The organism is Stenotrophomonas sp. GSD10 (genome assembly GCF_056172695.1).
In genome coordinates, this window is record NZ_JAOCMC010000002.1 from 3,014,604 (window position 1) to 3,027,670 (window position 13,067).

Below are 13,067 nucleotides of genomic sequence, written 5' to 3' on the forward strand. Positions count from 1 at the left end.
CGACTGTCAGTCCTTCTTTGTCCTTCAATCCCGGAGCCCCCGATGGCCGCCAGCAAGCCGACCGGCAAGCGCGCACCCACCCCGTCCCCCAGCCAGCGCCGCGGCGAAGGCGACGAACTGCACCTGCACGCCGGCGGCACGCACCCGCCCATGACCACCGCCCAGGGCATCCCGGTGGCCGACAACCAGAACTCGCTGCGCCAGGGGCCACGCGGCCCCACCCTGCTGGAAGATTTCATCCTGCGCGAGAAGATCACCCACTTCGACCATGAGCGCATTCCCGAGCGCATCGTGCACGCGCGCGGCAGCGCCGCCCATGGCTACTTCCAGTTGACCCGGTCGCTGGGCAGGTACACCCGCGCCCGCGTGCTCACCGAGGTGGGCACGAAGACGCCGGTGTTCACCCGCTTTTCCACCGTGGCCGGCGGCGCCGGCTCGGTTGACACCCCGCGCGACGTGCGCGGCTTCGCGGTGAAGTTCTACACGCCGGAGGGCAACTGGGACCTGGTGGGCAACAACATCCCGGTGTTCTTCATCCAGGATGCGATGAAATTCCCGGACCTGGTACATGCGGTGAAGATGGAACCGGACCGTGCATTCCCGCAGGCGGCCAGCGCCCATGACACGTTCTGGGACTTCATCTCGCTGATGCCCGAGTCGATGCACATGATCATGTGGGCAATGAGCGACCGCGCCATTCCCCGCTCGCTGCGCATGATCGAAGGCTTCGGCGTGCACAGCTTCCGCCTGTTGAACGAAGCCGGCGATTCCACGTTCGTCAAATTCCACTGGCGCCCGAAACTGGGTATCCAGTCCACGGTCTGGGACGAAGCGCTGAAGCTGCAGGCCGCCGACAATGACTTCCATCGACGCGACCTGTTCGAGGCGATCCAGCGCGGCGACTTCCCCGAATGGGAACTGGCGGTGCAGCTGTTCACCGAAGCCGAGGCTGATGCCTTCCCCTTCGACCATCTGGACCCGACCAAGATCATTCCCGAATCACTGGTGCCCCTGCAGGTGATCGGGAAGATGGTGCTGGACCGCTGGCCGGACAACTTCTTCGCCGAAACCGAACAGGTGGCGTTCTGCCCGGCCAATGTGCCGCCGGGCATCGACTTCAGCAACGACCCGCTGTTGCAGGGGCGGCTGTTCTCCTACCTGGACACGCAGCTGATCCGCCTTGGCGGACCGAACTTCCACCAGATTCCGGTCAATGCCCCCGCTGTCCCTTCGCCAACCACCAGCGCGACGGGCACATGCAGATGCAGGTGCCCAAGGGGCGCGTGGCCTACGACCCCAGTTCGCTGGAAGACGACAGCCCACGCGAGACACCGGCGGGGTTCCGCAGCCACCCAAGCGCCGACGATGGTCGCAAGGGGCGCACGCGTGCGGAGAGCTTTGCCGACCACTACAGCCAGGCGCGCGCGTTCTTCCGCAGCCTGGAAAAGCCCGAACAGGCGCACCTGGCCTCGGCGCTGGTGTTCGAGTTGTCGAAAGTGGAAACGCTGAAGGTGCGCGTGCGCACCGTCAGTCATCTGCGCAACATCGACGAGGCGCTCGCCCAGCGCGTGGCCGACGGCCTGGCCCTGGCCGCGTTGCCCGAGCCTGCGCCGACCGCGGTGCCGGCGCGCGACCTGCCGGCCGTGCCCGAAGTGCGGGTGATCGGCCGCAGCAAGGACACGCTGCAGGGCCGTTGCATCGGCATCCTGTTCGACGAGGGTTCGGATGCAGGTGTGCTTGCCGCCCTGCAGAAGGCCGCGCGCAAGGCCGGCGCCGAAGTGAAGCTGGTCGCGCCCAAGGTCGGTGGCGCCACGCTCAGCAACGGCAAGGCGCAGGCCGCCGATGGCCAATTGGCAGGCACGCCGTCGGTGGTGTTCGATGCGGTGGCCGTGGTGCTCGGTGCAGACGCTGCCAAGGCACTGGCCAAGGACGCGGCGGCGGTCGAGTTCGTCAGCCATGCCTGGGCGCATCTGAAAGCCATTGCCAGCGATGTGGGCGGCCAGTCGCTGTTGAAGGCCGCACGCGTGGGCAATGATGCCGGCATCGTGGAGGCCGAGGACACCAGGGCGTTCCTCACCGCCGCCGCGACCCGCCAGTGGGCGCGCGAACCCAAACTGCGCCTGCTGGCCTGAATCTTCCTTCCCGGAGAAACGACATGTCCCAGGGCGACAAATCCGCGTACACCGACAAGCAGAAGCGCCAGGCCGAGCACATCGAAGAAAGCGAACGCGAGCGCGGCGCCAGCAAGCGCACGGCCGAGCGTATTGCCTGGGCCACCGTGAACAAGCAGGACGGCGGTGGCAAGCGCAGTGGCAGCGGGCGCAAGGCGGTGAAGAAGAAGGCAGCGCAGAAGGCGACACGAACCCGCACGCGCGCAGGATGATCACTGAGTGGTGGTGTCCGTGCTGTGCAACGGCGCAACGGCACCATCAACGGCCTGCACCGCTCTTTGCCACCACTGGCTGCACGCTTGCCGCCTGCAGCGTGCGCACCGCTGCGATTGGAATGGCTTCGGCACGCCGCTGCTGCGGCCACCAGACGAACAGGAAAGCACTGCTGGAACCCAGAAGGCGGGCACTGCCCGGCAGCGGCGCCGGGTCGCCGTTGAGTTGCAGGCGGATCACCTCGCCCTTGCCATGACTTCGGATCTGCTGCCCGCGCACCTGCACGTAGTTGGCCGCGCCGATGGCCATGAAAGCGGCCACGGCCAGGGTCATCGCCGTCAGGGGCCGCAGCCCGATGCCCTCCCAGCTGGTCAGGAACGAACGCCGGAGCAGCACCCGCCAGATCCAGCTGCGTCCACGCAGCTGCTCCAGCTTGGCGGCATTGCGCATGCGCAGCGTTTCCGGCCAGCTCGCCACCAGCACCACCAGCAGCCCCAGCGCCAGCAGCAGCACATAGGCGGGGTCGCGGATACCGGCAACCAGGAAATCACTGGGCTGCATGTAGTCCAGGATCGACAGCTCGAACCCGCGGTAGAACCAGAAGCTGCACCACAGGCCCAGTGCTGACACCAGCAGATAGGCCACGCTGAACAGCAGCGCCGGTTCGCGGCGCATGCGGCGCACCATCTGCATCACCGCCGAATCATCATCGCCGCCGGTCAGCGGCAGCATCGACCAGTCGGTCGGTCCTTCCGGTGGCGCGACGGCGGCCACCTCCATGTCCTGCACTCTCGGCACGTCGCCATAGGTGCCTTCCGGTTCCCTACTGTCCATATCGCCCCCTTTTCCGCCGAGCATCGCCGAAAAAGGGGCGTGCGGTAGAGTCGAGCTCGCTCGACTGCTCTCGATCTCCGTACACAGGCAGTCGAGCAAGCTCGACGCTACCGTTGCCTACCGGTCAGGCCGCGCGCGCTGCCGCGGCGCGGGCAGCTGCGCCCTGCTCCAGCTGAAACACCGACACCGAGGTGGTCAGCGCATGCGCCTGCTCTTCCAGCGCGCGGCTGGCGGCGGTGGCTTCTTCCACCAGCGCAGCGTTCTGCTGGGTCACCTGATCCATCTGCACCACCACCTGGTTGACCTGCTCGATGCCGGCCGCCTGTTCCTTGCTGGCCGCGGCGATATCGCTCATCAGCTGGGTAGTGCGCGAACTGGCCTGGGCCACGCGGGCGATCGCCGCTTCGGATTCAACGGTCACCGCCAGGCCACTCTTCACCTTGGCAGCGGCGTCTTCGATCAGCTCCTTGATCTCCTTGGCGGCGACACCGGCACGTTGTGCGAGCGTGCGCACTTCGCTGGCAACCACGGCAAAACCACGGCCCTGCTCGCCCGCACGTGCGGCTTCCACTGCGGCGTTCAGCGCCAGGATGTTGGTCTGGAACGCGATGCCGTCGATCACCGTGGAGATTTCCGAGATGCGTGCCGAGGACTGGTCGATCTCGCCCATCACCGAGGCCATCTGCGCCATCGCCTGCTCGGTCTCGCGCACCGCGGCACCGGCCGCATGCGCTTCGCTGTCGGCCTGCCGGGCCAGCTCGGCATTCTGGCGCACGGTGGAGGTCAGTTCTTCCATCGATGCCGCCGCTTCTTCCAGATTGGCGGCCTGCTGCTCGGTGCGGCGCGACAGATCATTGTTGCCGGCGGCCAGCTCCTGCGCGGCGTTGTTGATGCTGTCAGCAGCCACCTGGATGCCGCGCACAATGCCGGTCAGCTGCGCGGTGGTGGTGTTGGCGTCGTCGCGCATGCGCGCGAACACGCCCTCGTAGTCGCCGTCCATGTGTGCGGTCAGGTCGCCATGCGAAATCGCGCGCAGCACGTCGGAGACATCGGCGATGCTGGCCTGCGAACTGGCCATCATGCCGTTGAGGTGCTCGACCATCGCCTTGAACTGGAACTGGAACGCAGCGGCATCGCCACGCATGCTGAAATCACCCGCGCGGGCGGCGCGGGCCAGTTCATCGATCTGCGCGTTGATCGCCATCAAGCTCTGCTTCACCGCGGCCAGGGTGCGGGTCAGCGCGCCCTTCTCGCCCGGATAATCCGGCAGGTCACGGCTGAGGTCACCGATGGCGTAGCGCTGCATCACCTCGGCCATCAGCAGCTCCACCTGCACGTGCGATTCGACCAGGCTGTTGGTGGCCTGCACCATGCGCCCGAAGTCACCGGGGAAGGCGCTGGCATCCATGCGGTAGCGGATCGCGCCGGCCTCGTGCTGTTCGGCCATCTGCAGCTGCGCGCCGATCGCCGCCTGCACGCTCTGTCGCACGCTGGCCATCGCCTCGCCCAGCTGGGTCAGCTCGTCACGCCCACCCAGGCGGAATTCCTGGTCCAGCTGGCCCTTGGACAGGCGCTCGGCCAGGTTCACCGCGCGTGCCAGCGGGCCAGTCAGGCTGCGCCCGATCATCACCGAGGCACCGATGCCGACCAGCAATGCCACGCCGCCCAGCACCAGCAGCTGCAGCAGGCTGCGCTCGCCGAGGCGGATCGCTTCGGCCGCGGCGGTGCGGCTTTCCTTCTCTTCGAAGTCCACACCATCGGACAGCGCCTTGTTCCAGCCATTGGCCGCTTCCTGCACCGGGCCCAGGGTCAGCGCCACGGCGCCGGGGTAGTCGCCCTGCTCCATCAGGTCGCTGGTCTGCTTGTTGAGCGGGCGTGCGATGGCACGCTTGGCGGCAATGGTTTCGGCGAAGGCCTTGCCTTCGGCATCGCTGGGCAACGCCTGGTAGGCACTCCAGCTGGCTTCGTAGCGCTTGACCAGGTCGGCGATGCGCTGCTCGTCGTGGCCACGGTCATCGCCCTGGCGGATCAGCATTTCGCGGCGTACCACCATCATCTGGTTGTTGGCATCGAGCATCTGCGACAGCAGCCGCACCTTGGCCACGCTGACATCGACCACCTGCTGCATCGCGCGCTTCTGCACCACGCTGGCGGTGGCGCCGGTGGCCACCACAGCGGCAACCAGCAGCAGCAACAGGCCAAAGCCCAGCCCAAGACGCCAGGCAACCCTGACATTCCTCAAGAAATTCATCGGTACATCCAAAACGGGGGATGCGCCCGTATCGGCCGGCCCACCGGCATTCTTGATCGGCCACCCGCACACGCGTCGGCAGCCGTTCACCTTGGTGAGGCCGCGCGCCGCGCTTCTGCGACAAGGGCCTGCCCCGCGCAGGGGCGGTCCTGCTCATGCCGGCGTCAGGTGGCTTTCACGGGGGCTGCGCAGCCGCTGCGGGCAGGGTGGAGCGGCCATCTGCCGGAGACTTTCATGCGCGTACACCGCCCCGCCCTGCTCGCCTTGTCCCTGCTGGTGTCGCCCGCCTTCGCGCAGGTGCCACCGTCGACTCCGTTGCCGGAGCCCATTGCCGAGAAGGCCGGACCCGATACCGCGGCGCGCTCACCGTTGCACGCCCAGGTACTGCTGGATCGCGCCAATTTCTCCCCGGGCGAGATCGACGGTGAAGTCGGCAGCAACCAGCGCCGCGCCGTGGCCGGCTTCCAGGCCGCCCACGGCCTGACGGTGAGCGGAGAGCTTGACGACAGCACCTGGAAGGCCCTGCAGGCCGATGCGGTCGTGCCACTGGCCAGCTACACGCTGACCGCCGAGGATGTGGCCGGGCCGTTCGTCGCCGTTCCGAAGACGCCGGCCGCGCAGGCAAAGCTGAAGGCGCTGGGCTACAGCAGCGTGGAGGAATCACTGGGCGAGCGTTTCCATGCCTCGCCTGCGCTGCTGAAGGCGCTCAACCCCGGCGTCGATCTGGCCAAGGCCGGCAATCGCATCCAGGTACCCAACATCGTACCGGCTGCATTGCCGAAGGCGGCGAAGATCGTGGTCGACAAGTCCGATTCCACGCTGCAATTGCTGGATGCGCAGGGCAAGGTGATCGCGCAGGTGCCTGTCTCTTCCGGCAGCCAGCACGATCCGCTGCCGATCGGTGAATGGAAGATTCTCGGCGTGTATCGCGACCCGCCGTTCCACTACAACCCCAAGCTGTTCTGGGATGCGCGCAAGGGCGACAGGAAGGCCACACTGCCGCCCGGTCCGAACAATCCGGTCGGCCGGGTCTGGATCGATCTGTCCAAACCCCATTACGGCCTGCACGGAACGCCGGTGCCCGGCCATGTCGGCAAGACCGAATCGCATGGCTGCGTGCGCATGACCAACTGGGACGCGCTGCGCGTGGCCGATGCGGTGGATACCTCCGTTCCCGTGCTGATGCAGGAGTGAGCCGATGCGTCTTTCGCAGCTGATCGTGCTAGGCGTGCTGCTGGGTGTGGGGATGGGCTGGTGGCTGCGCCGCGATGCCGCTGAACCCACGGCGGCGCCCACGCCTGCAACGCCGTCCACCGAGATGACAGCGCAGGCTCTGGAAGCGGCCACCGCGCGAGCGCCGGTGCCGACGCCGACCAGCGGCGACGCGGCAGCCGACAGGCTGTTGTTGCCGGTGCAGGGCGTACTGCCCTCGCAGTTGCGCGACACCTTCACCGATGCCCGCAGCGAAGGACGCGTGCATGATGCGATCGACATCATGGCCGATGCCGGAACACCCGTGCTGGCCGCGGCCGACGGCACGGTGGAGAAACTGTTCGACAGCAAGCGCGGTGGGCTGACGATCTACCAGTTCGAGCCCAGCGGACGCTGGTGCTACTACTACGCGCACCTGCAGCGCTATGCCGATGGCCTTTCTGAAAAGCAGGTGATCAAACGCGGAGACGTGATCGGTTACGTGGGCAGCACCGGCAATGCCAGCGCCGAGGCGCCGCACCTGCATTTCGAGGTGCACGTGCTGGGCCCTGAAAAACAGTGGTGGAAGGGCGAATCGATCAATCCGTATCCGCTGCTGAAGCCGGCTGCTTCGACGGCAGGCGCCGCCAGCGCCACAAGGTAAGAGTGAACACTGCCAACGCAGCCCCTGGAATCAGCAGGAACAGCGCCGCCACTTTCCAGAAGAAGAACGGCCACAGCCAGATGTAATCCAGGTTGGTCAGCTTCAGCAGATCCAGCGGTGGCTGCAGCTCGATGTCTGCCGCGCGCCCCGCGAGCGCTGGGTCCACCTCCAGCACGGTTACCCGCAGCCATGAACGGCCGCGCGGCAATGCATCGCCGCGGCCATAGCCGAAGTAGGACGCCGTGAGGCCGCTGGATTCAACCGATGCCAGCCTGCGGTCGATGCCCTGCCCGGCCACTCCCGAACGCTCTCCCGCGCGGAAGTCTCCATGATCGGTGGGAGTATCGATGCGCAGCAGCACCTCGGGGTCAGTCTCTGTACCGTCCGCGGCATAGCGCAGGCGCAGGCGCAGTTGGTCATCGATGAGGCGGTAGATGGTGATCTGGGCGGTTGCGCCAGGACTCAGCACCAGTGGCACCGTCTGCGTGCGCGAAGCCAGGGTATTGGCAGCCGCGCCCAGCACCAGTACCAGGCAGGCGATGCCCCACAGGCTCCAGAGCACCCAGAGGGTGACCCTCACCACCGTTTCGCCTTTCACGCTGACATCCTGGTCATCGCTTCGCTTCCTCGCCGGCCTTGGCGACACAGTAACGAAAAAGCCCCGCTTGCGCGGGGCTTCTTCTTTCAGCCACGCCGGGCATGGCCCAGCGCTACCGGTCTCTCACTCAGGCGAACGGATCCTGCAGGACCATGGTGTGGTCGCGGTCCGGGCCGGTGGAGACGATGCTGATCGGGCAGCCGGCCAGCTCTTCCAGCGAACGCAGGTAGGCACGTGCGGCCGGCGGCAGCTCGTCCCACTGGGTGATGCCGTGGGTGTTCTCGCTCCAGCCCGGGAACTCCAGGTACACCGGGGTGCAGTCTTCCCAGCCCTGCGCGTCCAGCGGCGCGTACTCGGTGCGCTTGCCGTTGTATTCGTAGGCGATGCAGACCTTCAGCTTTTCCATGCCATCCAGCACGTCCAGCTTGGTGATGCACAGGCCGCTGATGCCGTTGATGGCCACGGCGCGCTTCAACGCGACGATGTCCATCCAGCCGCAACGACGCGGACGGCCGGTCGAAGCACCGTACTCGGCGCCGCGGTCACGGATGCCCTGGCCGACTTCGTCGTCCAGCTCGGTCGGGAACGGGCCACCACCGACGCGGGTGGCGTAGGCCTTGGCGATGCCCAGCACGTAGTCGATCGAGTCGGCGCCGACGCCCGAACCGGCCAGCGCGCCACCGACGGTGGTGTTGGAGCTGGTGACGTACGGGTAGGTGCCGTGGTCGATGTCCAGCAGCGCGCCCTGCGCGCCTTCGAACAGCACGCGCTTACCCTGCTTGCGCAGGTCGTGCAGGATGCCGGCCACGTCGGACTTCATCGGCTGCACGTACTCACCGAAGGCCAGCGCTTCGTCGAAGGTCTTCTGGAAGTCGACCGCGTCGGTGTTGAGGTACTTGGTCAGCACGAAGTTGTGGTAATCCAGCGCGGTGCGCAGCAGTTCTTCCAGCTGCTTCGGGTAGTGCAGGTCGGCGATGCGGATGCCGCGGCGCGCCACCTTGTCTTCGTAGGCCGGGCCGATGCCACGGCCGGTGGTGCCGATCGCCTTGCCGCCGGCAGCGCGCTCGCGCGCCTGGTCCAGGGCGATGTGGTACGGCATGATCAGCGGCGCGGCCGGGGAGATCTTCAGGCGCGAACGCACTTCCACGCCGGAGGCTTCCAGCTCGGCGATTTCCTTCTGCAGCGCGGCCGGCGAGATCACCACGCCGTTGCCGATCAGGCACAGCGCATCGTCACGCAGGATGCCCGACGGAATCAGGTGAAGAACGGTCTTCTTGCCGTTGATGACCAGCGTGTGGCCGGCATTGTGGCCGCCCTGGAAGCGCACGACGGCGCCGATTTCCTCAGTGAGCAGATCGACGATCTTGCCCTTGCCTTCATCGCCCCACTGGGCACCCAACACTACGACAGACTGACCCATGACGGGCTCCTCGATTTGTTGCGGCCATCGGGGCCGCGGACGGGTAAACCGTGGCGGGGCTGGCCAGCACCTGCAAGGCGGCTCCAAACGGGGAGCGGCCGGCGATGGATGGCCCAGACACGGAAAAAGCCGAACGGGGAGGCCCGTCCGGCTTTTGTGCATTATCCGGGTTTCCGGGGTCGGGTGCCACCTTTCCGACGGGCGGCTTCACCGGCCGGTCAGGCGCCTCATCCGGTAGTGCCGGCCGCTGGCCGGCAATGCCAACCAAGGTTGGCATCTACCAGAGCCGGGCCACGCATGTGAACGCAGGCGGCCGCCCCGGGTCGTCTAATGGCGGGCCCACCACAGCAGGCTCAGGCCAGCCAGCAGCACCAGCCCGCCGAAGCTGCGCAGGGCCGGGCTGGGCAGATCCAGCAGACGCTCTGCCATGCGTTTCCAGGCGATCGGCGCAACGAACAGGAACAGGCCTTCCAGCACCGCCACCAGGCAGACGGCAGCGAACAGATCTTTCATGGGGGACTCCGGAAAAACACGGGGCCCGGCATCTGGCCGGGCCCCGTGGGGTAATGCCCTGCGACCTCAGCGGTCGTTCTTCAGGTACTGCAGGAACGGGTCGTTCTTGTCCAGCACGATCACCCCGTTGCCGTCGGTCATGGAGCCACGGTAGGCCTCCAGGCTACGGTAGAACGCATAGAACGACGGGTCGGCCGAGCCGGCCTTGCCGTAGATGCGGGCGGCATCGGCATCGCCTTCACCGCGCAGGCGCTGCGCATCACGCTCGGCTTCGGCGATCAGCACGGTGCTGTCACGGTCGGCCTGGGCGCGGATGGTCAGCGACTGCTCCTCGCCCTCCGCACGCAGCTTGGCGGCTTCCTGCTTGCGCTGGGCGCGCATGCGCTCGTACACGTCGTTGATCACCTGGCTGTCGGTCGGCAGGTCCACCTGCTTGATGCGCAGGTCGATCATCTGCATGCCCAGACCGGCCACGGCTTCGTTGATTCCCTTCAGCTGCTCGGCGATCAGCTCGCTGCGGTCGCCGGACACCAGCTGCTGCAGGGTGCGCGAGTTGATCTGGTTGCGCAGCGAGTCGGTGATGATCGGTGCCAGACGGGCATTGGCGATACGCGGATCGCCGCCGGTGGCGCGGAAATAGTCACCCACGTTGGAGATGTAACCGATGGCGAAGAAGTCGACGCTGACGTCCTTCTGCTCGGCGGTGAAGTAGCGCGCCGGGGCGGTATCGAGCACCTGGAAGCGGCGGTCGAAGACCTTCACCGTTTCCACCACCGGTACCTTGAAGTGCAGGCCCGGCTTGATGTCCGAACGCACCACCTTGCCCAGGTTCAGCACCATGGCGGTCTGGTCCTCACGGACCACGTACACCGAGCCGAGCAGGCCCAGCACCACCGCCACGATCACGGCGATCCAGATTGGACTCTTCATCGGCTGCCCTCCTCACGGCCGCTCGGTCGCCCGGTCGGGCGGCCCACCGGCCGGCCCGGATCACGGGACTGTTCCACCGCTGCGCCCGGCAGCGACGGCATCACCACCTCCGGGTTGGTGACCCCGGCGGCGCCGAGGTGGTGGGACGGGTATCGCCGGTCATCGGCACGTAGATCAGCTGGCGGCCATCGCCGCCGATCACCTTGCGGTTCTCGCTCAGCACCTGCTGCACGGTCTCCAGCCACAGGCGCTTGCGGGTCACTTCCGGGGCGTCCTTGTACTGGGCCTGCAACAGGCTGAAGCGCTGCGCGTCACCCTCGGCCTTGGACACCACGGCCTGCTTGTAGCCTTCGGCGGTGGTACGGGCGCGCGAGGCCTGGCCTCGGGCTTCCGGCACGACCTTGGCGGCGTAGGCCTGGGCTTCGTTGATCAGGCGTTCCTTGACCTGCTGGGCGCCGTTGACCTCGTCGAAGGCCGGCTTCACTTCTTCCGGCGGGCGGGCGTCCTGCAGGGTCAGGCCGGTCACGGTCAGGCCGGTCTTGAACGCCTTCAGCAGCGCCTGCAGGCGCTCTTCGGCGGCCACGGCCAGCGGGCCACGGTTGTTCAGTACGGCATTGAGGTCGGCGCGACCGACTTCCTCACGCACCGCGCTCTGCGCCGACTGCTCCAGCACCTGATTGGCATCCACGGTGCCGAACAGATACTGCTGCGGATCATCGATGCGGTACTGGACGTTCAGCGAGACGTTGACGATGTTCTCGTCGCGGGTCAGCACCGGCACCTGGATCGAGAAGGTCTTGATCTCGGTGGCGTTGACCTTGGTGACCGATTCGATCGGCCACGGCAGCTTGAAGTTCGGTCCGGGCTGCAGGATGCGCGAGAACTGGCCAAAGCGCAGCACGACGCCACGCTGCTGTTCGCCGATCAGCTGGAAGCTGGAGAACAGCACCAGCAGCACCACGGCCGCCACCACCCAACGCACGATGCCGCCGTCGAACAGATCCTTCAGCGGCCCGGGCAGACCGCCCCAGCCACCACCATTGCCACCGCCGCGGGAGCCGAACGGCCCGCGTCGATTGTCCTCGGGGCCTTGTCCGCCCTTGTTGCCGCCGGGTGTATTCCAGGCCATGCACGCTCCATCAAGATTTGGGCTGCGGCGCGGGCCCTTCCCGCACCACCAGCCGTGAAACCATTACCGATCATACAAGATGGGGCGGATCGGCAGGATCGAAAGGGCCCCGACGGGGTAAGGTGGCGTTTTCCTCGAAGTCAGGCAGCGCCGATGGCCCCCACCACCCCGTTCACCGCCTTCCGCATCGAAAACGACGACGCCGGCTACCGCAGCGGGCTGGCCCAGCTCAATGTCGACGATCTCAACCCCGGACAGGTGCTGATCCGCGCGCAGTGGTCTTCGGTCAATTACAAGGACGCACTGGCCGGCACCGGCAAGGGCCGGATCCTGCGCCGCTTCCCGCTGGTGGGGGCATCGACGTGGCCGGTACCGTGGTTGCCAGCACCGACCCGGCCTGGCGTGAAGGCGACGCGGTGCTGGCCACCGGCTGCGGCCTCAGCGAGACCCGCGACGGCGGCTACAGCCAGTACGTGCGGCTGGAATCGAGCGCGGTGATCGCGCAGCCGGCCGGGCTGAGCCCGCGCGAGGCGATGGTGCTGGGTACCGCCGGCTTCACTGCGGCGCTGGCCCTGCTGCGCATGCAGGACAACCGGCAGGCCCCGGAACTGGGCCCGCTGGCGGTCACCGGCGCCAGCGGCGGCGTCGGTGCGCTGGCCCTGTCGATCTTCAGCCGTGCCGGCTACACGGTGCATGCGGTCAGCGGCAAGCCCGACCAGGCCGACTTCCTGCGCGCCATCGGTGCCGCCGAGGTGCTGCCGCGCGAAGCACTGGCCGATACCGGCCCGCTGCAGTCGGCGCGTTTCGGCGGTGGCCTGGACAATGCCGGCGGCGACATGCTGGCCAGCCTGCTGGCGCAGACCGTGCCCTACGGCAGCGTGGTCAGCGCCGGCCTGGCCGCCAGCCCGAAGCTGGACATGACGGTGATGCCGTTCATCCTGCGCGGCGTGTCGCTGCTGGGTGTGTCCTCGGCCAATGCGCCGCGCAGACTGCGCGAAGAAGTCTGGGCGCGGTTGGGCAACGAATGGAAGCCGCAGCACCTGCAGCGCATCTGCACCGCCGAGGTCGGCCTGGATGGCCTGCCGGCCATCTTCGAGCGGATGCTGGCCGGCGGTTCGCTGGGCCGTACCGTGGTGCGGATCGACTGAACGTC

Annotated in this window: 9 protein-coding genes and 3 pseudogenes; 5 read left to right on the top strand and 7 right to left on the bottom strand. The window is 67.2% G+C overall.

Annotation, left to right across the window (positions count from 1 at the left end):
- The first annotated feature begins 42 nt into the window (after positions 1-42).
- Both N4G47_RS14275 and N4G47_RS14280 read left to right on the top strand, forming a co-directional pair.
- Positions 43-2,132, top strand: a pseudogene (locus N4G47_RS14275) (catalase).
- 23 nt (positions 2,133-2,155) lie between these two features.
- Positions 2,156-2,371: pseudogene (locus N4G47_RS14280) on the top strand (hypothetical protein); the annotation flags it as partial.
- A 58-nt stretch (positions 2,372-2,429) separates the two neighbouring features.
- On the opposite strand, the gene N4G47_RS14285 reads toward N4G47_RS14280, so the two are convergent.
- Both N4G47_RS14285 and N4G47_RS14290 read right to left on the bottom strand, forming a co-directional pair.
- On the bottom strand, positions 2,430-3,218 hold the full coding sequence (locus tag N4G47_RS14285; protein ID WP_475287947.1) for a hypothetical protein: 789 nt from the start codon (positions 3,216-3,218) through the stop codon (positions 2,430-2,432).
- Positions 3,219-3,342: 124 nt separating this feature from the next.
- Positions 3,343-5,469 carry a methyl-accepting chemotaxis protein gene (locus N4G47_RS14290; RefSeq protein ID WP_475287949.1) on the bottom strand — a complete coding sequence of 709 codons (2,127 nt, stop codon included), beginning with the start codon at positions 5,467-5,469 and terminating at the stop codon, positions 3,343-3,345.
- Between the two features lie 234 nt (positions 5,470-5,703).
- On the opposite strand from N4G47_RS14290, the gene N4G47_RS14295 reads away from it, so the two are divergent.
- Complete coding sequence (locus N4G47_RS14295; protein ID WP_475287951.1) at positions 5,704-6,663, top strand: L,D-transpeptidase family protein; 960 nt, start codon at positions 5,704-5,706, stop codon at positions 6,661-6,663.
- A gap of 4 nt (positions 6,664-6,667) precedes the next feature.
- Positions 6,668-7,324 (top strand): M23 family metallopeptidase, encoded by a 657-nt coding sequence (locus N4G47_RS14300; RefSeq protein WP_475287953.1) that lies wholly within the window; start codon positions 6,668-6,670, stop codon positions 7,322-7,324.
- On the opposite strand, the gene N4G47_RS14305 is transcribed toward N4G47_RS14300, so the two are convergent.
- The 5 genes from N4G47_RS14305 to hflK form a co-directional block, all read right to left on the bottom strand.
- Entirely contained in the window at positions 7,260-7,922 is a 663-nt protein-coding gene (locus N4G47_RS14305) for a hypothetical protein (RefSeq protein WP_475287956.1), read from the bottom strand. The two genes, N4G47_RS14300 and N4G47_RS14305, sit on opposite strands and share 65 nt — an antisense overlap.
- 127 nt (positions 7,923-8,049) lie before the next feature.
- Positions 8,050-9,342, bottom strand: coding sequence for an adenylosuccinate synthase (locus N4G47_RS14310; protein WP_049421231.1), 1,293 nt, complete (start codon positions 9,340-9,342; stop codon positions 8,050-8,052).
- A 327-nt stretch (positions 9,343-9,669) separates the two neighbouring features.
- A complete protein-coding gene (locus N4G47_RS14315; RefSeq protein WP_106468837.1) occupies positions 9,670-9,855 on the bottom strand; it encodes a DUF2065 domain-containing protein in 186 nt (61 codons plus the stop codon).
- A 66-nt stretch (positions 9,856-9,921) separates the two neighbouring features.
- Positions 9,922-10,785, bottom strand: coding sequence for a protease modulator HflC (hflC, locus tag N4G47_RS14320; RefSeq protein WP_010482785.1), 864 nt, complete (start codon positions 10,783-10,785; stop codon positions 9,922-9,924).
- Positions 10,786-10,885: 100 nt separating this feature from the next.
- On the bottom strand, positions 10,886-11,914 hold the full coding sequence (gene hflK / locus N4G47_RS14325) for an FtsH protease activity modulator HflK (protein WP_475287958.1): 1,029 nt from the start codon (positions 11,912-11,914) through the stop codon (positions 10,886-10,888).
- Between the two features lie 153 nt (positions 11,915-12,067).
- On the opposite strand from hflK, the pseudogene N4G47_RS14330 reads away from it, so the two are divergent.
- Positions 12,068-13,062, top strand: a pseudogene (locus N4G47_RS14330) (YhdH/YhfP family quinone oxidoreductase).
- The last annotated feature ends 5 nt before the right edge of the window (positions 13,063-13,067 follow it).